Below are 23481 nucleotides of genomic sequence, written 5' to 3'. Positions count from 1 at the left end.
AATTGGCGCTCGTCAAGACGGCATATCAAAAAACTTAAAGAACTGCGGCGCGCTCCCGGACGGCAAACCGCAACCGTCGATATCCATCACGAATGTCATTTTCGAACGCCGCGCGCAATCCGTCCCTGTCCCGATCAGTGAGCGCCTCAATCACCATTTCATGGTTGCGCACCCCGTATTTTGCCTCGGCAAACTCAGGATAGAGGCCATAAAAGGACGGGCCGACACGCAGCCACAGGGCTTCGATCAACGTGACGAGATGCGGCAATCCGGACAGCCGGTACACAAGAAAATGGAATTCCTTGTTGTGCCATAGCGCCCGCTCGTAAGCCCGAGTTTCGAGGGCCGCGTTGATGCGTAGCTGAATTTCTCGCAATTTTTCAATGTGTTCCTGCTTGGCGTGATCGACCGCGAGTTGGGCAGCCAGACCCTCGAGCGCGATGCGAATGAGGGTGATCTCTCGCAGGTCGGCTTCCGTGAGGATGGGGACGATGACGGTTTTCGGCCCTGCATACACAAGGGCGTTTTCCGTGGCCAGACGATTGATAGCATCGCGCGCCGGCGTCGAACTGACGTCCAACGTTTCGGCGACCGAACGCACAGTCAGTTTGTCGCCAGGCTTGTAGGCGCCCCTGCTCAGCCGGTCCTTCAACTCGGCATAGGCTGCATCCCCAAGGTTTGCGTCTTTCATATTTCATCCTAAACGTGTTGACACAGCATATTTTTGATGCAACAAAAATTGAAGTGTGAAGGTTTTGCAAAGTTTTGGCGCATCAAAGCGTAGCGATTCGTGGTGGCAAAGTCACGCCTCCTCACGCGGTACGCCGGAAAGAGCCCGAACCGTCCGGAACTGACACGCTCACAGCAGCGCATGAGGGAACCCAACAGCAAGGAGGAAAAACGACTTGATCGGACAACAGATGACACTTCGCCGGGTGCAGAAGAGCTACGGCGCGGTCTGGGCGGTGCGTGAGACGGATCTTGAGATCGGCAAGGGCGAATTCGTTTCGATCGTCGGCCCGTCCGGGTCGGGTAAAACGACGCTCCTGACGATGATTGCCGGGTTCGAAACCCCGACCGCCGGCTCGATCATGGTCGGCGGCCAGGACGTGACAATGCTGGCGCCGAACCGGCGCAACATCGGCATGGTGTTCCAGAAATATGCGCTCTTCCCGCATATGACCGTGCGCCAGAACATCGAGTTCCCGTTGCGCATGCGGCGCCTGGCAAGGGGCCGCGACTTAGCCAAACGCGTCGATGCGATGCTGGACCTCGTCCAGCTCGGCGCGTTACAGCACCGCTATCCCCACCAGCTGTCCGGCGGTCAGCAGCAACGGGTGGCCGTGGCGCGCGCACTTGTCTTCGACCCTCCTGTCATCCTCATGGACGAGCCGCTGGGCGCGCTCGACAAGAAGCTGCGCGAGGCGATGCAGTTTGAAATAAAACGGCTTCAGGAACGGATCGGCGCAACGGTCATCTATGTGACACATGACCAGGAAGAGGCGCTCACCATGTCGGACCGCGTGGCCGTCATGCATAAGGGCCGGCTGGAGCAGATCGGGACGCCGCGCGACCTTTATGCCAATCCCGACAACGCTTTCGTCGCCGACTTCGTCGGATCGGTCAATTTCATTCCAGGCACCGTCTGCGGCACGGATCACCTCCACGTGGCGATTAAGGTCGGCAACGCCCTCGTCCAGGTCCGTAAGTCGCAAGGGCGTCAAACCCACCTGCACGAGGAGGGCGCCACGGTCCGGGTTGCCGCTCGGCCTGAGCATATTGCCATCGCGCCGTACCGCGATCGCGACGCATTGAGCCTGTCGGGAACGATAGAGACGATGGTGTTTGCCGGCGCCTCAAGAACCGCGCTCGTGCGTCTGCATGAAGTTCCGGAGCTCGTGCTGCGCGCCGATTTACCTTCTAGCATTCGATCTCTTCCGGACCGCGGTTCCAATGTCGCGCTTTCCTTTTCCGTTGACGCGCTCAGGGTCTTTGACGCCGAGGGGGCTGCGTGATGAACATCCAGGCATCCATCCGGAGGCAAAGCCGGCTTGCCACCATCACAAGACCCCGCGACGCCAGCCGCTACGCACCCCTCACCTCGTGGTTCTTGACCCTTCCGCTGGTTGCGACGTTCGCAGTCGGCTTTCTGTACCCACTAGCCAAGCTCGTGGCGCTCAGCTTTGAAAATGGCGCCGAAAGCTACGCCCGGCTCGGACAGGATGCCCTGTACCTCGGTGTGATGACGACGACCGTGATAACCGCCGCAGCCGTCACCGGCTTTTGCCTGGTGCTCGGATATCCGGTCGCTTTGGCCATGACCCGGCTTCGGGGAAAGGCGGCACTCATCACCGCTGCCTGCGTTTTCGTGCCCCTCTGGACGTCGGTTCTGATCAGGTCGTATGCCTGGATCGTCCTGTTGCAGAGAAAAGGTATCATCAATGATGTGCTGCAAGACGCGGGGCTGTCGGTTCACCCGCTAAAGCTCCTCTACACGCAGGGCGCTGTGGTCTTGGCGATGACGCATATCCTTTTGCCGTTCGCCATTCTTCCGATCTATGCGACGTTGCGGACGCTGCCACCCGACTTGGCGCGCGCTGCCGCCAATCTCGGTGCGGGAGCTGCGCGGACCTTCCTTTTGATCACCCTGCCGCTCAGCCTGCCCGGCGTTTTTGCGGGCGCCATCCTCTGCTTCGTTCTCGCACTCGGGTTCTACATCACCCCTGCCCTCATCGGTGGCCCGGGTTCCATGTTGATGGCCACGCTCATCGGTCAGCAGACGACCGTTCTTCTGGACTGGCCGTTCGCGGCAGCGCTGTCGACGGTTCTCTTGTCCGTCGCTCTCCTGATCGTCTTCCTGTTCCGCAGGGCCCTGTCGCTCAGCAAAGGATTTCACAATGTTCATTGACCGAAACATCCTGGCCCAAGAAGCCGCCACTCATCCTGCGACGATGCATCGGTCTCGAAGCCGCCCCGCCAAACAGGTCGTTCTCACCCTGCTGGCCGGGTTCATCGTGGCACTGATCCTCTTCTTTCTCATCCTGCCGACATTGATCATCGTTCCAATGTCGCTCAGCACGACGTCACACCTTCAATTCCCGCCTCAAGGTATGACCTGGAAATGGTATGCAGCTTATTTCAGCGACCCTGACTGGATGGCGGCAACCTGGTTTAGCCTACGCGTCGCAATTGCCACTTCGGTGACGGCGACCGTCGTCGGCACGCTGACGGCGCTCGCCGTCGTCCGGGGGGATGTGCCGTTCAAGTCAGCGCTGCATGCGCTATCACTGGGTCCGATGATCGTTCCTCACATCGTGCTCGGCGTCGCACTCTATCTCGTCTTTTCGCCACTGCAGTTGACCGGAACCCTCACCGGCTTTCTGATCGGTCACACGGTTCTTGCTGTCCCCTTCGTCGTCATCACCGTGACGGCAGCGCTGCAGCGGCTTGACCCGGCGCTTGAGCTTGCGGCGCTGAATTGCGGCGCCAACCGGGCGCAGACCTTTTTCCATGTCACCTTGCCCAACATTGCCCCAGGTGTCGCGTCGGGAGCCGTGTTCTCCTTCCTTGCGTCGTTTGACGAGGCAACCGTCGCGTTCTTCATTTCGGACGTCGGCGGCAAATCGATCGGGCGCAAGATGTTCGAAGACATCGACTTCAATCTGACGCCCGTCATTGCGGCCGCGTCCACTGTGGTTGTCGTCGCCTCGCTTTTTCTGATCGGCTTCGTCCAGCTTCTGTCGAAGGCCGGAACCACCCAAATCCAAACAGGAGTAGAAGAGCAATGAAAAGTAGACGGACAAACCACGTATACAGTCTGGGCGGCCTGGTCATCGTCGCTACCGCGCTTATGACCCAACTCCCGGCGAACGCCCAGGGTCAAGTAGTCATCGCCTCAACCGGCGGCGCCTATGACCGCGCTCTCAAAGAGGCGTGGTTTGATCCTTTTACCAAAGCCACGGGCGTCGCCGTGACCATCGTATCGGCGACAAACGCGGAAATGCGCGCCAAGGCTGCGGCTATGGTCAAGTCTGGCAATGTGACCTGGGACCTTTATCTCGACGGAGAAATCCAATCAGCCTCCGAGGCCCATCGCCAGGTCACCGAAGACCTCACTGCCTTTTGCGCGCGCTTTTCGACCAAGGCGGACCTGGCAGCCAACGCTTGCGAGGCGGGAGGCGCGCTCCTCCAGTCGACGGCGACCTTGCTCGTCTACCGAAAGGACGATGGATCGCAAGCGGCACCGGAAACATGGGCGGACATGTGGGATCTTGGCAGGTTCCCCGGTGGCCGGGCGTTTCCAAATTTCGACGATCCCTGGCGCGTCCTTGCCGCCGCATTGCTGGCCGACGGCGTCAAAAAGGACGAACTCTTCCCGCTTGATGTGGATCGGGCCTTCCGCAAGCTCGACGAAATCCGCGACGACGTCACGCTTTGGTGGAAAACCGGTGATCAGAGCGTGCAAGGGTTTCGCAACAACGAGTACGACCTCGGCCAGATCTGGCTGACGCGGGCGAAAGCCATGAAGAATGATGGCTTGCCGATCGGCTGGTCTTACAAAGCCTCGTTTCTCGTCGGCGACAGGATTGCACTGATCAAAGGCGCGCCGCACCGCGACAATGCGCTGAAGCTCATTGCGTTTTGGCTCGACAACCCCGCCGTTCAGGCAAAAGCCTGCGACGTTTTATCCTGCACACCGCCGAGCACGGAGGCGATCTCCCTGATGTCGGAGGAAGCCCGTAAATCCATGCCGACGACAGCGGAGATCAAGGATAGCGTCATCGTTCCCGACGCAGCCTGGATCAATGCCAACGCCGCCATGCTGCTGCAGCGGTGGAACAACTGGGTGCGATGATCCGCGGGCGCCACCCCGACAGCTTGGCCGGCTGATTATCGTAAAAACGATCAAACGGCCGGCTCCCAAGACACAGTCCGCTCAAGAGGGCTTCACCAGTGCCAACTAACCTCGTGTTTATCCATACCAGTGATCCAGACTTCTACATTCTGATGAGCCATATCCTGGCAGTGGCGGGTTTTCGTGTATTGCTGGCCGAAGATTTCGACGCTGTCGTGGCCTCTGACGTGCCGGCCGTTGTCGCAGTGCTTGTCGACACCGGCGACAATATCGATGGTGGAACAAGGTTCTGCATCGCTCTGAAGGCAAATCCTGCGACAGCGAAGCTGCCGCTTCTTGCGCTCATTCCGGGCCGCGACGAGCACAGTTATCTCGGTCTTCTGAAAGCCGGTATTGACGAGGCGTTCGTGCGGCCCGTTTCGCCCGAACGGATCCTCTCTTACCTGCGCGCAATTTTGGGAACGGCGAAGGGTGCCACGATGTCTTCGACCCCGACACGGCCAGTGCTTCGTTTTGGCGATCTCGAACTCGACGAGCAGACGCGCCTCGTCAGATGCAAGTCCGGCTGCGCTGAGCTGAGCCCGATCGAGTTCCGATTGCTGAAGCGGCTGCTCGAAGCGCCGGGCCGCGTTCTTTCACGCGCTGATCTCATCGAAACGGCCTGGCCCTCGAACCATCACGTCAATGCCCGAACTGTAGATGTTCATATTGCAAATCTCCGCCGCACCCTTGCGCAGGCGACTGGACGGACGATCATCCGAACGATCCGCTCGAACGGATACGTTGCAGATGTCACCGACGACGACCAATAAGCCGGTTTTCACCTTCTACAAATCTTGAATTTTCTTTCACAGAAGCTTCGTTGTGATTCCTTGTGTGCCGTGGCCTTCTTCTCGCATAGGTAGCGAAAGAGATTGTCATATGAGCCATACATCCCAACCCACCAGCCGCCAGGGTCAGTTTCGCAATACAGCGGCGATGATCAGCGCGGCTGCCTCCAATTTCGATGCCGCCCACTACCAGGGCATCATGGCGCTGTATGCGATGCCACTTGCAGATCGCAGCGTCCGGTTGGCCCATGACGGTTCGACAGTCGTCGACTTCGTGCGGTGCTCCTATCTCGGTCTCGACAATCACCCCGGCATCGTCGCCGGCGCGGCGCAGGCGGTCAGCGAAGCTGGCTCCCTGCATTGGTCTTGCGCCCGGACGCGCCTCAATTTCAGCATTCTCGGCGAACTTGAAGAGAATCTTTCCGACCTGTTCCGCGCACGGGTCGTGACATTCACCACGGTCCTTGCAGCCAACATGAGTGCCTTGCCATTGCTTGCCTCGGGTCACCTGACGGCAGGGCAAAAGCCGCTGATCGCCTTCGATCGCCTTGCTCATGCGACGCTTGCGCACCACAAGGGAACGGTCGCAGAAGAAACCGGGGTGGAAACGATCCCTCACAATGACCTCGCGGCACTCGAGGCACTGTGCCGTACCCATAGGTCCGTCGCTTATGTCTGTGATGGTGCCTATTCGATGGGAGGAAGCGCTCCTCTTGCCGAACTTCGTGCGCTTCAGGAGAAGTACGGTCTCTTTCTTTACATCGATGACGCACACGGGATTTCCATCATCGGTGAGAATGGCTCAGGTTTTGCGCGATCCGTGTTTGAGGAGCTTGGCGAGCGGACGATCGTCGCCGCATCACTCGGCAAGGGCTTTGGCGCATCCGGCGGCATGTTGATGCTCGGAACCGCTGCACAGGAGTTGTTGTTCAGACGCTTTGCGGTCGCCCACGCGTTCTCGGCATCCTTGAACACGGCGGCGATCGGCGCGGCACAGGCGTCGGCTCGAATTCATCGAACGGATGAGCTCGCCATACGGCAGGAGACGTTGAGGCGAAACCTTGCACTCCTTGACCGGCTGATCCCGACAAAGGACATGACAAGCGACCTGCCGATCCGAACCATACGGTTGGGAGATGAGCTGCTTTCCGTCGCTGCGGCAAGGCAACTGCTGCAGCTCGGATTCTATGCATCGGCAATTTTCTTTCCGACCGTCTCCCGTGGCGAGGCGGGTTTACGAATTTGCCTGACTGCCTCACATACCGAGCAGCAGATCAGGGATCTATGCGTCGCAATCGACGGGATCAGGCAAGAGATCCGCCACGCCGGCGCATGAGCGAATGCGGTCTCCGACAAGCAGAATGTCGACGCGCGGCTCAAAGCCCACCAAGGTGATCCCATGAACGATTGTCCCGGCAAGAACCTGTTTTGGCTAACGGTGCATCACGCAAACATCGTCGCGTCGGTGAAAACCCTAAGGCAGCATGTCGCCAATGGCGCCCAGGATTGCGGAAAGCTTGGGCAGGCGGTGGCGGAAGAGGAATTGGTCCGGAACGAAATAATCCATTGGCGACCACCCTCTGTCCGCGACGCACAGGTGAAGCTGATTTATCTCGTCTATTTCCTGGCCAGTACGAAGGGCTCTTTTGACACAGCCACGATCGCGAAAATCCAGGAAACCGTCGACCACCTCCGGCAACATGGCGGCATGGCACGCAGCTCACTTGCTGGGTGTCGTGGTCCCATCCTGAAGAACGGAAACTGTCTCGAGGAGCGTGACGATCGATGACATCGTGTCATTCGGAAGATCTTCCAGCAACTTCATCATTCGAAAGCGGGTGTCGGCTTCCTTTTCGGTCGCGCCCCATAAATGGGGGGCTGCCGCGAATAGCATAGCAAGAGGTGAGACGCCCAAAACCTCGCTCAGATGGATCAGTCTGCTGACATGCATCTTCGATGAATTGCGTTCGTATCGGCCGTAGACCTGCTCACTCAGGCCAACGAGCGTCGCAAGCTCAGCTCTACTCAGGTTTTTGCTGTGGCGACAATTCCTGAGAGCCTCACCGATCTTGTCGTCGAGTTCTGTGAAAGCAGAGATACCGTCGAACCCCTCTCGTCGGTAGACGGGCTTTTCATTTTCAGGATCCGATGTCTTCACCAGTCCCAAGTCCGCGATGTGACTTTCCAATTTTGTCGTCATATTCCACTAAACCCAATCCGCAAGGCGCGAGTCATACATTACGATGCGGCCGAATGGCTATGCACTTCGTTGGGGGTGGTCAATTGAAGCGATGTGTCAGATTCGACCCCGGTGAAACTTGAACACGCCTCCGGACCGCTCGTTTCAACCCGGGTCACTTTTGCAGATTGAACCACAACCGGTCTGACCGATCGGTCGCGCCGTCCTTGATATCGAAATAATAGGGATCGCTGCGCCTGGGTCGCTGCCTAAATTCCGTGAAAACGCACGCATTATTTCTGGAGAAGACCCGCGTGATGCCATCGGCGGTCGTCTCGGTGCGGCTGCGGCTTGAGAAGCCGGAAGAGCCGCGTCCGCCTTTGCAGGTCGTCACTGTGCGCGCGCACTGCGATTGTTCACGCGAAAATCCCTGACCCCGCCCATCGTCGCCGGCGGTTGGTGTCCAACCCGCCGGGCACTCCGCATATTTCTCATAACCTGGTTTGCCGGCGCGCCCTTCGGGGCAGGTTGGCCAGGAAAATCCGGGCCTCTTCATCGCGGAAATCAGTTTCTCCATCGGGGGATGACACGCCGGAACGTCGTGCCAGGACGGATTGGAGGACGCCGCGCAGAGGAGGACTTCGCAGCCCCATTCAGTGGCCTTGGAAGGCGACGTCAAAAAACTGACGAGGGTGATTGAGAGCATCGCTGCGAGCAGATGTTTCATAGAAGTTTCCTTCAAGCGACGAACGATTATCGGTCACGCCGAGACGGCTGGCGTCGGGCGTCCGCGAACGGCGGTGAAATCTCGCTGCGGCGCTCGGACAGCAGGTTGAGATCCGCCAGCGGCCGGCGGCCCACCGTCTTGTCGATTGCCTTTTGACGCCACTCGGCCATGTCGAGTACATAGGTCGCCCACATCCCATAGCGGGCGGCGGCGGCATGGCTTTGTGCCTCAATGTATCGACTGTTGCGCGCTGGCGTGATCAGTCTCGCCCATCCGACACGCAGCATTTCGTGAGCGAGATCCAGACCGTTTGCCTTGCAGACGGCGCGCGCCACACCAGAAGGGTTCTGAACGGTAAAGCTGCAGCTGACGACGTGGCCGCCAACCGTGCGCTTCAACCAAGCCTTCGCCAGGGCGCCGCATGGCACCGGGGCGAGAGTCCCATTGATGGATTGGGTTGCCCTTGGATCAAAGGCCCATTGCGGCAGTTCACAGCTGTCGATTTCGCTCAACCGTAAAAGCATGCGGTGGTTGCCGAACCATAGCGTTCGTCCATCGATCACAGCCACTTGGCCCTTTAGCGTACCTCGTCGGGCAACCGCCTGCTTGTCCGACGAACCACCGATCACGTCGGCCGCCCTGGCCTCGCCGGAAGCCATCAAGACCGAAAGAGCGAAAATCACCTTCCGGATCATAGTACCCCCTGTGGGTTCTTCGCCGTACGGCTGAGGAAAACTGCCGGATGCTGGACGTCCGAGAACCGCCAGAGCCCTCTGCGCCTCTCGCGTGCGTCCTGCTCAGCGACAGCATAGGGAGCATGAACCGGCAGTCCGTCGGCTTTCAGGGTCGCGAAGCCGTATCCCTCCGTGATCATCATCATTGCTAGGTCTAGACGCTGCTTCCCAACCGTGGCGTAGCATACGACAAAGGTTGAAACGTTGCGTTCGGCCACCGGAGCACAGACGGGTTTTGTGCCCTTGATGAAGGCGGCCAGGACTGCGATCGACGCTTCGCCGCAATCGCGCCTGGCTCCGGACCGGTCCGTGTAGGAGGTGCCTCGCAAACAGGACTGGAGGCCATAGAGCCTTATGCGTTTGCCCCCGATAACGACGGTGCCTCCCGTTTCGAACACGGCACCTTGAAGGAGCTCGAAGTAACCCGCAGGCGCAGCATGGGCCAAGGTCACGGAAAGGGTGGCCGCAATCGCGCCCTTGATCAGGACAGGCTTCATTGCGCCGCCACCCTCGGGTCAGCCCACATGCCAAATCCGCCCCGGCCGATTCTCTCTGCGTTGGCGAGATCCGGTCGCATCAGAGTACCGTCCTGCTTTTTTGACAGTCGAAGGGCTCCAAGCGAAACGAGTTGTTCCTCAAGGTTGTCGACCGTGTCCAGGGTGCCTGGATAATTGAAGTATCCGAAGCAGGTGGCATCCTGCAGAGGCGCATTTCGTTCGGTTAGGAACGCACGGCAAAAGATGACTTTGGCCGCTTTCAGCATGATATCCAGTTCCTCACGCGCATAGTCACCACAGCTACCTGCAAAGCCTTCCCTCTGGTTGACCATCTCGCCCCGGCAGGGCTCAAGCCCATACAGGTGCAGATCAACTCCGGCATCGACGGCGATATCGACGGGCGACTTTGCCCGAAATCCGCTCGGTGAGGCGAACCCCTTTCGATCCACGACCTTTCCTGCGGGGTCATAGTATTCGACCACCAGAACCACCTTTCCGGGGGCGGCAAGCGACTTCACATAAGCGGGATCGACTGCGCCACCGGCCCATGCGGGGGTGGCCAGGAAAACGGCTGGCACGACAAGGCCTATTCGTTTCCGGAAAATTCGCGTTACCAATCTCGTTGACATCGATACAGCCCTCGGACGCATTTTTTCTCTTTGCTACTTTTAATTTTCATTGTAGATATGAACATATTCGGTAACTGATTAAAAGGGAAAATTGCAACGCTTTCCCGAAATTCACCTGCCTTTGAGGACGAGATCGAACAGCAACAGAAAAATAGGAGGACGAGCCTTGAGATTGAAACGGATCAGCATTTTTGCCGCCTTGGCCCTTCTGGCTTTTCCGGTCGACAGTGCATATTCAGCTGATAATAAACATTTTTCTGCCGGCACATCCCCGGCTTTCAACGCACGAGTACGGATCTTTGAGAGGAGCTCTTCGAGATCATCCGAAGATCCTGTGCTCGATCCTTTCGGGACCGTTGTCAAAGCCCAGCAGGCACGATGGATGAACACATCATGGTCACATGAAAGTCCAACCGCCGCTCTCGACCTCACGAGAGAGCCACTACACTCACCCAGGATGATGAAGATATTATATTCACTTCCGGCTCAGTTTCCGAGCCCTGGGAGCGCATGCGGCGCCTCTCCCATGAAACCAGGAGAGATCGAAAATCTTGTCGGCTTCACGGCCAAGGCCTACGGCGTCGATCCCGAGTTTGCCAAGGCGATCGCGTGGGCGGAAAGCCGGTTCGATCGGACCCGCAACAGCCCGAAAGGTGCGCGCGGGCCAATGCAACTCATGCCCGACACCGCGTTAAGTCTCGGCGTGCGAGACCTGTGCGATCCAGCATCCAATGTTGACGGCGGGATCCGTCACCTCAAAGCCCTCATCGACGAATTCAAGAACCCGCTGGTTGCGGCCGCGGCCTATAACGCCGGCAGTAAGGCCGTTTATGACAATGGCGGCATCCCGCCCTACGGCGAAACGATCCGGTACGTGGCGGCGGTGATCAACCGCCAGCTTGGCCTGAAACTGCAGGCCCCGGAGCGCGAAGCCCGTGCAGCGATCACCGCAAATAAGGCACCCCTGTCCGACGGGCAGGCCAGCGACGTCATTGGTGGACGAGGTAGCCGGTTCGTCAACGGTGTCATGCACTTCTAAACGAAGAGGATAAGAAAATGACAATCGTCATGTCCGCCCAGCAGAAGAAGGCGTGGAAGATCACTGCGGTCGTATCTGCGCTTGCGATAGCCCAGCTGGTTGCCGCAGATGTCGCAATGGCACAGGCCACCAACCAGGCATTCGCGCCACTCCAGACGGTGGTCCAGGCGGTGGTTGATTTCATCACCGGTCCGTTCGGTCGCCTGGTCGCCATCATCGCTGTCATCGGCCTTGGGTTCCTGGCATTTGCCGGCCGTCTGAGCTGGTTCACGGCAGGAGCAGTTGTCCTCGGCATCGGGCTTGTGTTCGGCGCGCCGGCTATCGTCGACCAGCTGATGTCGACAGTCGGGAACTGAGTCATGGCCGAGTTCAAAGACGACAAGCCGACCCTCACGCCCGTGATCATCGGCCTTACCCGTTCGCCCACGCTGTGGGGTGTTCCCTACATGGCCATCGTGGTTGTCATCGGGCTCACGATTATCGTGTGGCTGGCGACCAACACCGTATGGGCACTGCTGACCGCGCCGGTTGCCTATCTCGTTCTCTTCACGCTTTGCACCTGGGACAGCCGCATTCTCGACGTGCTGCAAGTTGCGACGCGCATGACCCCGAAGACGCCCAACAAGCCGTTCTGGGGCGCCAATTCCTACGGACCGTGACAGTCATGCTGAAACTCATCCGCGAAGAGCTTGGCTTCGGAACCATCGCCGGTCGGGAAAGGCCGATGTCGAAGCACATCCCCTATCTGCGGCATGTCGCCGACACGGTGGTCAAACTCGAGAGCGGTGCTCTCCTCTCCGTCATTCGCCTGAACGGCCTGTTTTTTCAGACCGAGGATCAGGCCGAACTGAATATGCGGTCCGTCGTCCAAAATACGATGATCCGGGCACTTGGCTCCAGCCGCTTCTCGCTGTGGTCTACCGTAATCCGCCGACAGGTCGAGGGTGAACTCGCGGGCACATTCGCGGATCCGTTCTGTGCCCTGCTCAACCGCCGCTACATGGCGCAGCTCAGCGAAAAGCGCATGTTCGCCAATGAACTCTACCTGAGTGTGCTGTGCGCCGGAATGCGAGGAGCGCTTGCGGCCGGCGACAAGGTGCGTCGCCTCGTAAACAGGGCAGGATCGCGCCAAGCGGCAGAGGATCAGTTGCGGGAACCCGTCAGCGAGCTCGAAGAGCTTGTCGGCAATATTTGCCGAGATCTGCAAAAGTACGGCGCTCGTCCGCTTGGCATCACCCGCCGCAATGATGAGCCCTATTCCGAGCCCTGCGAATTCTTCAATGCCCTGCTCAGCTGCGGCATTCCCCGCAAGATGCGCCTGCCCCGCATGAGCATTGCAAATTATGTCGGGAGCTCTCGCCTGCACTTCTCCAGGCGCACGCTGCAGGCGCAGGGATCGACAAACGCTGACGACCGTTTCGGTGCCATGCTGTCGATCAAGGAGTATCCGCCGTTCACGGGTCCAGGCATGCTCGACGGCCTCTTGCAGGTCAACCATGAATTCGTTCTGACGCAGTCCTTCACGATTGCCGATAAGCCGATCGCTCAGGAGCGCATCTCACGCCTGAAGCGGCAAATCGCAGCGTCCGACGAAGCAGGCAGTGACGTCGAGAACGATATCAATTTCGCTCTCAACAGCCTGATGAACCAGGAGGCGGTGTTCGGCCTCCATCACATGACCCTGCTTTGCCTGTCGCGCGACCTGGACGGCGTCAACAAGGCCGTCTCGGATCTCGGCGCCTGCCTGACAGATATGAACGTCAACTGGTTGCGAGAAGACCTTAACCTCGAGGCCGGGTTCTGGGCGCAGCTCCCCGGCAATCATGCCTACATCGCCCGAAAGGCCCTTCTTTCGAGCGCAAACTTTGCCGGCCTTTCCTCGATGCACAACTTTGCCGCCGGTCAGACCGACGGCACACATTGGGGCACGCCGATCACCATCCTGGAGACGACCAGCCAGACGCCGTATTGGTTCAATTTTCATCGAAGGGACATCGGCCATTTCCTGGTGACTGGCCCGACTGGCTCCGGCAAGACCGTCGCCCTCACCTTCCTGCTTGCCCAGGCCTTCCGGGTTCAGCCCACACCCAAGGCTGTCTTCTTCGACAAGGACCGAGGCGGTGAGATCTTCGTTTGCGCAATGAATGGCGCATATGAGGTTCTGACCCCTGGAACGTCCACCGGTTTCAATCCGCTTCAGCTCGAAAATACCGGGCCGAACCGGGAGTTCCTGTTGCGTTTGCTGAAGGCAATGCTTCGCCGTGGCGATGGCAGCGACTTCGATCAGGAAGAGCATGACATTCTTGAGCGCGCTTTGCTGCGGCTGATGCAGGAGCCGGCGGCCCAGCGAAATCTCGCGAACCTCTCGGGCCTGTTGATCGGGCGATCGCGGGCTGGCCCGAACGACCTGCATGCGCGCCTGCGGCCATGGATCGACGGAGAAAAGGCCTGGCTCTTCAACGCCCAGCGCGACGTCCTCATCCTGTCCGACCGCAGGGTGTTCGGGTTTGATATGACCAATATCCTTGACAACGAGGAGCTCAGAACACCGGCCTTGATGTACATCTTCCACCGGCTCGACGAGCTCCTTGATGGTTCGCCGGTGATGATCTTCATGGACGAAGGCTGGCGGCTCTTACGGGATCCGACTTTCAGCGATTTCATCGTCGACAAGATGAAGACGATCCGCAAGCTGAACGGGATCGTCGGGTTCGGCACCCAGTCGGCGGCCGATATCGTGCGCGCGGCCGCCTCCCACACGCTGATCGAGCAGTCATCGACCAATATCCATTTCCCCAATCCGCGCGCCGACGAGGAAAGTTACATCAGGCGCTTCGGGCTGACGGTGAAGGAATTCAACTTCATCCGGACCACGCCGCCGGAGAAGCGAACATTTCTCATCAAGCATGGCCACGACAGCGTTATTGCCAGGCTCGACCTCGGCACGATGCCGGACATGATCAAAGTGTTGTCCGGCCGCAAGGAGACCATCGAGGAATGCGCGCGGCTCAGGCACGAACTGGGTGATGCTCCGGCTGCCTGGCTCCCGCAATTTTGCAGTTGGGAGGCCTGGCCATGAAACGGCTTGCTCTCCCGCTTTTGATGGTTGCCACGGTCGCGATGCCGAGGTCTGCCTCCGCCGACGTTCCCGTCATCGACAAGACGATCCTCGACCAGGATACAGCGCGCGACGAGACGACGAGCAAAATCGAGGATACCGACACAGACCGCCACACGATCAACACGTCGGTCACCTGCTCGATGTACCGCCCCTCCCGACGAAACGATCCGGTTGGCGCCGCCCGGCAGAACGCGGAGATTTCGGGTCTGGTGCGCCGTGTCGCACGCGAAGAAGGCATCGACGAGAACCAGTTCCTCGCGCTCGTCTATCAGGAAAGCCGGTTCAACCCTTGCGCCAAATCCGGCGCTGGCGCGACCGGGCTTGCGCAGTTGATGCCCGGCACCGCAGACGACCTTGGCGTCGACGAAAACAACATCGAGGACAATCTGCGAGGCGGCGCCCTCTACTACAGGCGGCAGCTGTGGCGCTATAACGGGAACGTCTCCCTTGCGCTTGCCGCCTATAACTCCGGTCCAGGCAACGTCAACAAGTACGGTGGGATTCCCCCATTCAAGGAGACACAAGGCTACGTCCGCAGCATCACCCAGGACTGGTTGCCGGCCTTCGGCGGCTCGGACAAGTCGGGCATCCCCCTGAATTACGGTGGCGGCCAAGCGGCTTACACAGCCATGCGGGATTCCACCCTGAACGCCATGGGGACCACAACGGCGACGTCGGAGAGCCTTGCCAGTGTGGGACGTTGGTATCAACAGTTGGCGGGTCTGCAGACCGGGACCATCCAGGACAGCTGGGACCATAACTCCACCGCGCGCAACGCCAATCTCGAAATGATGAACAACGTCATCAAACTTGGCGCGGCGATGGCCGATCTGATCAATTCCCGCAACGCTGTTGCGGCTTCCGATCTGTCAAGTTCGTCGCAATCCACGGAGCGTGGCCGGGACGAAGACGAACCGGACGATCCGACGGGTCTCTGCGACCCGCGACAAAAGCTGGTTTGGGATCCCGTGAACAAGCCTTGCGTGGAAAAGCGCGAAGATGAAACCGACGTTCAACTGTTGCTGCAACCCCAATAGAGGAGCCGATCATGAAGCCTGCGATGATAACCGCTGCGTTTGTCCTTCTGCCATTTGCCACTGCCCTTGCCGATGTGCCGGTCATCGACAGGCAAAATTACGAGATCGCCAAACAGACGGCGGAGACGACCGACCGGATCCTCAACACCAACAAGAATATCCTGACGACGGTCGAGGACACGCTGAAGGCCGTCACCGGCGATCGGGGCAGCACTGCCGAGCCCTTGCAAAACCTGGCGATCGGCCAGGGCTTCAGCGTCTCGTCCATGCCGTCCGTCGATAGCCTGATCAAAGGCGGCGTCCCGGATTTCGGCAACATGAGTGGTGACGTCTCGAAAGTCGCCACTGCCTTCATCAACGGCCTGCGGTTGGTGAAATCACTCTCCGGCAAGGAGAACAGCGACTTTTCCGGCGACAAATCCTACGAACAACTGGTCAATACCGTGCTCGGCGTTTCAGCGCTGATCAATGGGGCGCAAAAGGCAACGCAAACACGGCGCAGTGCCTTTGAGGCGGCTGGACAACAGATCGGCAAGGCCGAAGATATCAAGGGGTCGATCGACCAGAACACCCAGCTGCAGGTGCAGTCGGGCCTCACTCTCAATGAAATGATCGGGGTGATGAACGGCGCCGTGACATCGCTGCAGGCGGAGAACCAGCGCCGCCTGACAGACATTTCGAACAGCAAAAAAGCCCTCACCTATGGAAATTGACCCGATGCGGCCGCTTGTTTGCTTGAGCGCCATCCTTGCCATGACAGCCCTATCGGGGTGCGGAACCGTCAAGGAAAAGACCGCTCCGTGCAAGCGGCCGGTTGAGCTCAGCTCGTTTGTGGATCCGCGGCAGGCCTGCGGGGCGATGCGCGCCGTCAACGATCCCGCCGCCGCTTTCGCCGCCATTGGAATGGAACAATAGGCGATGGAAGACTTTCTCGGCGCCCTGCTGCAGCGTATTGAAGATTCCGGGACGACGTTTTCGGAAAGGGCGTACACGGTCGTTGCCCAGGAAATCATGCCGCTGCTGCAAATCATGCTGGTGGCCTATGTCGCCTATTATGGTCTGCAGCTGTTTCTGGGCACCGCCCGGATCGGCGTCTCCGAAATCATCGGGCGCATCGTCCGGATGATGATCATTCTGGCGCTCGTCAGCTCCTGGGCAAACTTCAACAATCTGTTCTACCACTGGATCAACGACACACCCGAAGACGTCGGTCGCGCGATCCTTGCCGCGTCCGGTACCGGCATCACCGAGCCGACCAACGGACTGTCGCAGATTTGGAGGACCGCCAATCAGGCCGCTTCCGCCTTTGCAGAGCAATCCGGCTATTTTTCCGTCCTTCCCAGTATGATCGGCGTGTTGATCATGATCGGCGCCGGAATATTCATCGCCGTCGCGCTTGCGATCCTCATTCTGGCGAAGGTAATGCTGTGGGTTTTGATCGGGACCGCGCCGATTTTCATCGCCTGCATGCTGTTCGAGAAAACGAGGGGGTACGGGGTCGGCTGGTTCAATCAGGTCCTGACCTACGCGCTGATCCCCTTGTTCATCTATGTCGTCGCCTCGTTTCTGATCGCGGCCATGGACCCCGAGCTCGCCCAGATCGATGCTGCGAGCGGCGCCAGGACGCTGAGGCTCGCCGACATTGCCGGGTTCCTGCTTCTCTGCGCAGCTGGCGCATTCGTCATGTTTTACATCCACTCGATCGGACAGGGTATCGCTGGCGGCATTGCCGCTGGCGTCGGATCCGTCGGGACCATCGTGGTGAAAAAGGTGGGCATCAAGGCGCCCATGGCGGCTGCACGAGGAGCCAACTCTGCCGGCCGAGCGGCTTACCGAGCCGGCCGTTCCTTGCGCGATCGATACCGCGGTGATGACGACAACGACGACTCCGGCACCAAGGCTGCGATGCAAACAAAAATAACGCAACACAGCACGCCGGCCTGAGCGGCCAGATCAATCTTCTGAAGGGCATGAGCGGCAATGGCGGATACGAATGATAATCGTCTACGGACTTACTATCAAAGCGGGGATATCTGGGAACAGGAGATCGTCAAGAAAGCCAAACGATCGAAAACACTCGCCTGGTTCGTCACGACCATCTTTGGCGCCATTACCCTCGTCAGTCTGGCAACACTCGCCATGCTCGTCCCCTTGAAGAGCTTCGAGCCCTATATCGTCGAAGTCGACAGGAATACCGGCTATGTCGAGGTCAAGACTGGCCTGACGCGACCGACCAATCTGACCGATCAGCAGGCTGTGACCCAGGCCAATATCGTCCGCTACATCCGGTCGCGCGAAGGCTATGATCCGTATGCGATCGAGCAGAATTTCGGTATCGCCGCACTTCTATCGACAGGAAATGCCGCTCGCGAGCTGCAGGACCTGTATAGTGCCGCCAATGTCCAGAACCCGGCCAGGATCTACGGCAGGATCAAACGGGTGACGACTGATATCGCATCGGTCACCTTTCCCAACGCCAGTACCGGCATCGTGCGCTTTGCGACCGTTGAACAGTCGGAAACGGAGTCCATTCCGCGTCACTGGATCGCTGTCGTCCGTTATCGCTATACCGACACGCCGGCCACAAATGAGTGGCGCTTCGAGAACCCACTCGGTTTCCAGGTCTACGATTATCGCCGTGACCAGGAGACGGTCACTGAGGGGAACCGATGATGATACGGCTTAGTTTTCTTGTTGGCACGGTGATAATCGTCTCGCTTCCCTCCGCCTTCGCAGCCCAGACCCCGGCCTCCGGTCGCCTCGATCCGCGCGTTACAAGCGTCGTCTATCAGCCGAACAATGTTGTCCGCGTGTTTGCCACCTATGGCATCTCGACAATGATCATCTTCGACGAAGACGAAAAATTCGAGACGCTTGCCCTGGGCGACACTGACAGCTGGGATGTCGTGCCGACGGACAGAGGCAACATCCTCTTCGTCAAACCCAAGGCGAAAAAAGTCACGACCAACATGAATGTCGTAACGACCAAGCGCATCTATTACCTTGAGCTCAACGATTATGCGCCCGAGGACGGCAAGAAGGTCTTCGGCATCCGCTTCGTCTACCCCGAAAAGGATCTCAATGCCGCGTTGCGACGGGAGGCTGAAGCGCGCGCGGCCAATCCAAATATCTCAGGGATCGACAAGGCCAACGTCAATATCGACTACTCGTTTTCCGGCGACGGCAAGCTGAAGCCGCTAATGGTTTTCGACGACGGTAAAAAGACCTTCTTTAAATTCGGCGCACGCGTGCCGGCGATCTTCGCGGTGAATGCCGACTTTACCGAGACGCTCCGAAACTTCAGGCGTGAAGGCGACTACCTCGTCATCGACGGCACCGCGACCCAGTACACGCTGCGCGATGGCGATCAATGGACCTGCATCTTCAATCTGAAAAAACCGAACTTCGGCATGTCCGACCCCGACATCATGGCACCGGCAACGGATGAAAAGGCGACGACACGCCGCAGGAGTGGAAACTGATGCAACGGTCTCCCGAACTCGAAGCAATGCTGGCCGGCGACGAGACAGCGGTGGAGGACACCCGAGCACGGCGAAAGCAGTTCGTCGGAAGTGCAGCACTTGTGCTTGGCGGCGCGGCACTCGCCTATATCGTCGTCTTCGCGCCCGAAAAACGCCTGCCAGAAAGTGTCAAAGGCGACGAGGAGTTTACGACCACGACCTTCCGACCGCCCTCATTTCTGCGTGACGATCAGAAGCAACCGGAAAGAGAACCCGATCCGGTCATCACGTTGCCGGATCCTCCCCCCGAGGAGAAAAAGGAGGAACCAGCAGACACGACCGAGTTTGACGTTCCGCCTCCGCCAGGTGTCGTTGCGGTTGAGGATGAAACGCCGGTCCAGCCTGTGAAAGCAGAAGAGTTTCCGAAGCGTTTCCTGTCAAAGCAGGTCGTGGTGGACACTGCAAAAGCCGACAATGGACAAGGATCTCTCACGTCCGGCAACGACGAAGGCAGGCCGATCGTCGCGGGTGAGGATCGCAACAGCAAGTTCCTCGCGACCGCATCGGCAATTGGCGACCGATCGGCAAAGGCGCGGCAAATCGGGCGCCTGGATGCGATGATCCCCGAGGGAACGTTGATTCCTGGTCTGCTCGAGACCGCGATCAACAGTGATCTGCCAGGCCAGATTCGGGCCATCGTCTCGCGGGATGTCTATTCTTTCGATGGACGCCGGGTGCTGATCCCGACCGGCACACGGCTCATCGGCGAATATCAGTCCGAGGTCACCCGTGGTCAGAAACGCGTCTTTGTCATCTGGACCCGTCTTCTTCGCGACGATGGCGTGTCGGTCCGTCTGAACAGCATCGGCACCGATAGCCTTGGTCGCTCCGGGCTGACCGGGCTCGTCGACAACAAATGGCGCGAGCGTTTCGGATCGGCGATCCTCTTGTCGATTGTGGGTGCCGGATCAAGCTACCTGACCGGCTATGGCAGCGGCCAATTCAGTAGCCGCGGGGACGGCGAGACTGATTCCGATCGCGCCGCGGAACTTGCCCGCGAGACGATCGCCCAGACCTTCTCTGACATGGCCAATCAGGCGCTCGCAGAAAACCTCAAGATCCCGCCGACGATCAGCGTTCACCAGGGCGAGCGCATCTTCGTCTATGTCCGCCAGGACCTCGATTTCTCCGCCATGTATCCGGATCCGGTCGAGGAAGCCTTGAAGGAGATCAAGCATGAGCGAGGCCTTTTCCAAAATCAAAGCCGCTGAGAACAGTCCTTATTATTTCCTGGAGCGGGCTCTCGATCCGCTGCGCACATTCCTTGCCGATCCCACGATCGTTGAGATTTCGATCAATCGGCCGGGCCATGTCTATATAGAGCGTCTCGGCGCGGAGGTGATGGAACATCATCATATCCCAACGCTCACAGCGGCAGAGATCGAGAATATCGGCGAGCGCGTCGCCGGCGCGACGCACCAGTTCATCAGCCGCATCAATCCAATCCTGAGCGCTGCACTTCCGTCAGGCGAGCGCATCCAGATCGTGCTCCCGCCCGCAGCAGTCGAGGGCGGCGCGATCTCGATACGCAAACAGGTCACCAACAACTTCACCCTTGAGGAGTATCGCGACAATGGCTCGCTGGAAAAGGTGTCGGTCGCCGTTGGCGGTCTGAGCGAGGTCGAACGTGAGCTGATCGAACTCCTGCGCGCGGAGCGCATCTACGACTTTATTCACGCTGCCATTCGCAAAAGGGTCTCGATCCTGATCAGCGGCGGCACCTCGACTGGCAAGACGACGTTCCTGAACGCTTGCCTGAAGACCATCGACCCATTCGAGCGCATCCTGACACTCGAGGATACGCGCGAACTGTTTCCGCCGCAGAAGAATGCCGTCCATCTTTTGGCATCGCGAGGCGATCAAGGCACAGCACATGTCAGCATCCAGGCATTGCTCGAGGCGTCTTTGCGTATGCGGCCTGACCGGCTGTTCGTCGGCGAAATCAGGGGGGCGGAGGCTTTTGCCTTCCTTCGCGCGATCAATACCGGTCACCCAGGAAGCATGTCGACCGTCCACGCCGACACGCCGCTCGGTGCCTACGAACAGCTGGCGATGATGATGCAGCAAGCGGGATTGTCGTCCGGTTACTCCAAGCAGGATCTGATGTCTTACATCCGGATGGTCATTCCGGTCGTCATCCAGCTTCGTCGCGATGGCGGACGCCGCGGTGTTTCGGAGATTTACTTCTCCAGGCATGCCGCATGAACAGGACCTTTTTGGCGGCTTACCTGCTATTCTGTTGCCTCATCGCGGTTGCGGTATGGATGCTGAGCTACGCTGTCATCCTGCAGCTCCACTACAACGATGGTCGCGTGCTGCAGTTGACGGTGACCGCAAATCCGTTCGCGCCGTTCCAACAGCTCATGCGCTATTTCGACAATCGGTCTCTGCAGGTAGCGGCCCTTGGTGCTTTGTTGCCGGCGCTGGTGATTGCAAGCGCGGCCGCCGTCTTTGGTCTTCGCAGACCCTCCAATCCGCTCGGCGACGCTGCGTTTCAGGACGTCGCCTCACTCCGGCGCGGGAAGTGGTTTCGCAGGGAAGGCCATATATTGGGACGGCTCGGCCGCAACATTCTGCGACGGCAGGATGATCGGCACCATCTCGTCATCGGCCCGACGCGCTCTGGCAAGGGCGTTGGCTATGTCATCCCTAACGCGCTGACCTTTTCGGGATCCATGATCGTCACAGATCTCAAGGGCGAGATCTTCCAGCATACGGCTGGCTATCGAAAGTCGAATGGCCATCAGGTCTTTCTGTTCTCGCCGGGCGGGAAGAAGACGCATCGATGGAACCCACTGGACTTCGTCCGGCAAGATCGCGGAAGCCGCACGATCGATATCCAGAATATGGCGAGCATCCTCATTCCCGAAACCATCGGTTCGGAAAGCGCGGTGTGGCAGGGCACCGCCCAGCAGGTGATCGCCGGCGTCATCAGCTACGTGCTTGAAAGCACCCATTACAAGAACCGGCGCAACCTGGGCGAGGTGAACAGTATCTTCAATGCAGGCCTTGATCTGCAGACGCTGATGAAGCTGATCAAGGAGAAGGAACCCGATCTTTCCAGGTTCACGACTGACAGCTTCAACGCCTATATCTCCCTGAATGAGCGCGCAGCGCGATCAGCGCTCCTGGATATCCAGAGGGCGATGCAGCCGTTTCGCAATGAGCGGGTGATCGCCGCAACCAACGTGACCGACATCGATCTTGCATCAATTCGCCGCAGGCCCGTGACGATTTACCTTGCTCCGAATATCAGCGACATTACCATCCTGCGGCCGCTCCTCACCCTGTTCGTGCAGCAAAGCATGGATCTCCTCACACGTGAGTTTGATCCGGGCGCCGTGCCCGCCTATTTCCTCCTCGACGAATTCAGGCAGCTCAAGAAGATGGACGAGATCATGAACAAGCTGCCCTATGTAGCTGGCTACAACATCAAGATGGCCTTCATCATTCAGGACCTGAAAAACCTCGACGAGATTTATGGCGAGACGTCCCGTCATTCCCTCCTCGGCAATTGCGGTTTGCAGCTTATACTCGGCGCCAATGACCAGGCCACGGCCGAGTACGCGTCCCGCGCGCTTGGCAAGAAAACCATCCGGTACAACTCGGAATCCCGTACGCTGGAATTGATGGGCCTGCCGCGCCGGACAAAAGTCGAGCAAATTCGCGAACGGGACCTGATGATGCCACAGGAAGTCCGACAGATGCCCGAGGATCGAATGATCCTGCTGGTTGAAGGTCAGCGTCCTATATTCGGCAGCAAGCTCAGATACCACGCAGTCGCTCCGTTCAAGATGGCCGCGCGCCTATCCGTCGAGTACCAGCCCGTCGTTCCGGAAGCGGATTTTGTTCCCTCGCTTCCAGTACCGGCAACCGAAGCCGAGTACGGTGGCGCTCCGCGTGCGGGTGACGCCGACGTTACACCAAGCGCTGCTACCATCAACCATGAGGATGTGCCTCTGATGATCGCACGAGGTTTGTCGGCGAGCGACGAGGCTGGAAAAGATCCTTATAGGAAAGGTATTGCCACAACGGGGGGCCGCACGGAAGCTGCTCGGATTGTTGAGATAGAGGCGCGACTAAAACCCACGGCAGAACGGCTCCGAGAAATGGTTGAGGCTAAAATCGCTCAAGAGCCCAGCATTTCAGCGCGTGGTCGGTTGAGTATTGCCGAAGTTCTCAAGCAGACAGTTCCCGATGCGGTTGAAATAGGTCTCGTATAGTGGCCAAGGCGACAACGCTCAAGGCTTCAACGATCTGCCTTGTTTTCGGCATGGCGAAAAGAAGGGAACCGAGACGCATAAGGCAGAAG

At 58.9% G+C, this 23481-nt stretch carries 25 protein-coding genes; 18 read left to right on the top strand and 7 right to left on the bottom strand.

Features of this window, described 5'->3' with window-relative positions; translation table 11 throughout:
• Nucleotides 1-34: 34 nt before the first annotated feature.
• The gene (locus tag ACSQ2Z_RS22575; protein ID WP_436083471.1) at nucleotides 35-691 is read right to left on the bottom strand and encodes a GntR family transcriptional regulator; all 657 of its coding nucleotides are present in this window, start codon (nucleotides 689-691) and stop codon (nucleotides 35-37) included.
• 214 nt (nucleotides 692-905) lie between these two features.
• Here ACSQ2Z_RS22575 and ACSQ2Z_RS22570 point away from each other — a divergent pair, with 214 nt between their 5' ends.
• From ACSQ2Z_RS22570 to ACSQ2Z_RS22545, 6 genes are all read left to right on the top strand, one after another.
• A complete protein-coding gene (locus tag ACSQ2Z_RS22570; protein ID WP_436083470.1) occupies nucleotides 906-2015 on the top strand; it encodes an ABC transporter ATP-binding protein in 1110 nt (369 codons plus the stop codon).
• A complete protein-coding gene (locus ACSQ2Z_RS22565; protein ID WP_436083469.1) occupies nucleotides 2015-2908 on the top strand; it encodes an ABC transporter permease in 894 nt (297 codons plus the stop codon). The genes ACSQ2Z_RS22570 and ACSQ2Z_RS22565 overlap by 1 nt, the downstream gene beginning before the upstream one ends.
• 157 nt (nucleotides 2909-3065) lie before the next feature.
• Entirely contained in the window at nucleotides 3066-3788 is a 723-nt protein-coding gene (locus ACSQ2Z_RS22560) for an ABC transporter permease (RefSeq protein WP_436084132.1), read from the top strand.
• A gap of 62 nt (nucleotides 3789-3850) precedes the next feature.
• On the top strand, nucleotides 3851-4855 hold the full coding sequence (locus ACSQ2Z_RS22555) for an ABC transporter substrate-binding protein (RefSeq protein WP_436084131.1): 1005 nt from the start codon (nucleotides 3851-3853) through the stop codon (nucleotides 4853-4855).
• A 98-nt stretch (nucleotides 4856-4953) separates the two neighbouring features.
• On the top strand, nucleotides 4954-5667 hold the full coding sequence (locus ACSQ2Z_RS22550) for a winged helix-turn-helix transcriptional regulator (RefSeq protein WP_436083468.1): 714 nt from the start codon (nucleotides 4954-4956) through the stop codon (nucleotides 5665-5667).
• Nucleotides 5668-5776: 109 nt separating this feature from the next.
• Nucleotides 5777-7021 carry an aminotransferase class I/II-fold pyridoxal phosphate-dependent enzyme gene (locus ACSQ2Z_RS22545; RefSeq protein WP_436083467.1) on the top strand — a complete coding sequence of 415 codons (1245 nt, stop codon included), beginning with the start codon at nucleotides 5777-5779 and terminating at the stop codon, nucleotides 7019-7021.
• Nucleotides 7022-7405: 384 nt separating this feature from the next.
• Here ACSQ2Z_RS22545 and ACSQ2Z_RS22540 read toward each other — a convergent pair whose 3' ends face one another.
• From ACSQ2Z_RS22540 to ACSQ2Z_RS22515, 6 genes are all read right to left on the bottom strand, one after another.
• Nucleotides 7406-7885 (bottom strand): helix-turn-helix domain-containing protein, encoded by a 480-nt coding sequence (locus ACSQ2Z_RS22540; protein ID WP_436083466.1) that lies wholly within the window; start codon nucleotides 7883-7885, stop codon nucleotides 7406-7408.
• A 154-nt stretch (nucleotides 7886-8039) separates the two neighbouring features.
• The gene (locus ACSQ2Z_RS22535) at nucleotides 8040-8591 is read right to left on the bottom strand and encodes a hypothetical protein (protein WP_436083465.1); all 552 of its coding nucleotides are present in this window, start codon (nucleotides 8589-8591) and stop codon (nucleotides 8040-8042) included.
• A 26-nt stretch (nucleotides 8592-8617) separates the two neighbouring features.
• A complete protein-coding gene (locus tag ACSQ2Z_RS22530; protein WP_436083464.1) occupies nucleotides 8618-9286 on the bottom strand; it encodes a thermonuclease family protein in 669 nt (222 codons plus the stop codon).
• Nucleotides 9283-9822: a thermonuclease family protein gene (locus tag ACSQ2Z_RS22525; RefSeq protein WP_436083463.1), complete on the bottom strand. Its 540-nt coding sequence runs from the start codon at nucleotides 9820-9822 to the stop codon at nucleotides 9283-9285. Before ACSQ2Z_RS22525 ends, ACSQ2Z_RS22530 begins: the two co-directional genes overlap by 4 nt.
• The gene (locus tag ACSQ2Z_RS22520; RefSeq protein WP_436083462.1) at nucleotides 9819-10400 is read right to left on the bottom strand and encodes a hypothetical protein; all 582 of its coding nucleotides are present in this window, start codon (nucleotides 10398-10400) and stop codon (nucleotides 9819-9821) included. Before ACSQ2Z_RS22520 ends, ACSQ2Z_RS22525 begins: the two co-directional genes overlap by 4 nt.
• Nucleotides 10401-10562: 162 nt before the next feature.
• On the bottom strand, nucleotides 10563-10841 hold the full coding sequence (locus tag ACSQ2Z_RS22515; RefSeq protein ID WP_436083461.1) for a hypothetical protein: 279 nt from the start codon (nucleotides 10839-10841) through the stop codon (nucleotides 10563-10565).
• Nucleotides 10842-10977: 136 nt separating this feature from the next.
• On the opposite strand from ACSQ2Z_RS22515, the gene ACSQ2Z_RS22510 reads away from it, so the two are divergent.
• From ACSQ2Z_RS22510 to ACSQ2Z_RS22455, 12 genes are all read left to right on the top strand, one after another.
• Nucleotides 10978-11490 carry a lytic transglycosylase domain-containing protein gene (locus ACSQ2Z_RS22510; RefSeq protein WP_436083460.1) on the top strand — a complete coding sequence of 171 codons (513 nt, stop codon included), beginning with the start codon at nucleotides 10978-10980 and terminating at the stop codon, nucleotides 11488-11490.
• 17 nt (nucleotides 11491-11507) lie between these two features.
• On the top strand, nucleotides 11508-11846 hold the full coding sequence (locus tag ACSQ2Z_RS22505) for a TrbC/VirB2 family protein (RefSeq protein ID WP_436083459.1): 339 nt from the start codon (nucleotides 11508-11510) through the stop codon (nucleotides 11844-11846).
• Between the two features lie 3 nt (nucleotides 11847-11849).
• On the top strand, nucleotides 11850-12149 hold the full coding sequence (locus ACSQ2Z_RS22500; protein WP_436083458.1) for a type IV secretion system protein VirB3: 300 nt from the start codon (nucleotides 11850-11852) through the stop codon (nucleotides 12147-12149).
• Between the two features lie 5 nt (nucleotides 12150-12154).
• Nucleotides 12155-14569, top strand: coding sequence for a VirB4 family type IV secretion/conjugal transfer ATPase (locus tag ACSQ2Z_RS22495; RefSeq protein WP_436083457.1), 2415 nt, complete (start codon nucleotides 12155-12157; stop codon nucleotides 14567-14569).
• Nucleotides 14566-15648 (top strand): lytic transglycosylase domain-containing protein, encoded by a 1083-nt coding sequence (locus ACSQ2Z_RS22490; protein WP_436083456.1) that lies wholly within the window; start codon nucleotides 14566-14568, stop codon nucleotides 15646-15648. Before ACSQ2Z_RS22495 ends, ACSQ2Z_RS22490 begins: the two co-directional genes overlap by 4 nt.
• An 11-nt stretch (nucleotides 15649-15659) precedes the next feature.
• Complete coding sequence (locus ACSQ2Z_RS22485) at nucleotides 15660-16361, top strand: type IV secretion system protein (protein WP_436083455.1); 702 nt, start codon at nucleotides 15660-15662, stop codon at nucleotides 16359-16361.
• A 205-nt stretch (nucleotides 16362-16566) separates the two neighbouring features.
• Nucleotides 16567-17592 (top strand): type IV secretion system protein, encoded by a 1026-nt coding sequence (locus tag ACSQ2Z_RS22480; protein ID WP_436083454.1) that lies wholly within the window; start codon nucleotides 16567-16569, stop codon nucleotides 17590-17592.
• A 36-nt stretch (nucleotides 17593-17628) separates the two neighbouring features.
• Complete coding sequence (locus ACSQ2Z_RS22475; RefSeq protein WP_436083453.1) at nucleotides 17629-18321, top strand: virB8 family protein; 693 nt, start codon at nucleotides 17629-17631, stop codon at nucleotides 18319-18321.
• Nucleotides 18321-19130 carry a TrbG/VirB9 family P-type conjugative transfer protein gene (locus ACSQ2Z_RS22470; RefSeq protein ID WP_436084130.1) on the top strand — a complete coding sequence of 270 codons (810 nt, stop codon included), beginning with the start codon at nucleotides 18321-18323 and terminating at the stop codon, nucleotides 19128-19130. Before ACSQ2Z_RS22475 ends, ACSQ2Z_RS22470 begins: the two co-directional genes overlap by 1 nt.
• The gene (gene virB10, locus ACSQ2Z_RS22465; protein WP_436083452.1) at nucleotides 19130-20380 is read left to right on the top strand and encodes a type IV secretion system protein VirB10; all 1251 of its coding nucleotides are present in this window, start codon (nucleotides 19130-19132) and stop codon (nucleotides 20378-20380) included. Before ACSQ2Z_RS22470 ends, virB10 begins: the two co-directional genes overlap by 1 nt.
• A complete protein-coding gene (virB11, locus tag ACSQ2Z_RS22460) occupies nucleotides 20346-21374 on the top strand; it encodes a P-type DNA transfer ATPase VirB11 (protein ID WP_436083451.1) in 1029 nt (342 codons plus the stop codon). The genes virB10 and virB11 overlap by 35 nt, the downstream gene beginning before the upstream one ends.
• Nucleotides 21371-23392 carry a type IV secretory system conjugative DNA transfer family protein gene (locus ACSQ2Z_RS22455; RefSeq protein ID WP_436083450.1) on the top strand — a complete coding sequence of 674 codons (2022 nt, stop codon included), beginning with the start codon at nucleotides 21371-21373 and terminating at the stop codon, nucleotides 23390-23392. Before virB11 ends, ACSQ2Z_RS22455 begins: the two co-directional genes overlap by 4 nt.
• Nucleotides 23393-23481 lie beyond the last annotated feature (89 nt).

Origin of the sequence: Pararhizobium sp. LjRoot235, assembly GCF_964254145.1 — a bacterium.
In the GTDB taxonomy this organism is placed as follows: domain Bacteria; phylum Pseudomonadota; class Alphaproteobacteria; order Rhizobiales; family Rhizobiaceae; genus Pararhizobium.
This window is presented reverse-complemented; position numbering and strand designations above follow the sequence as displayed.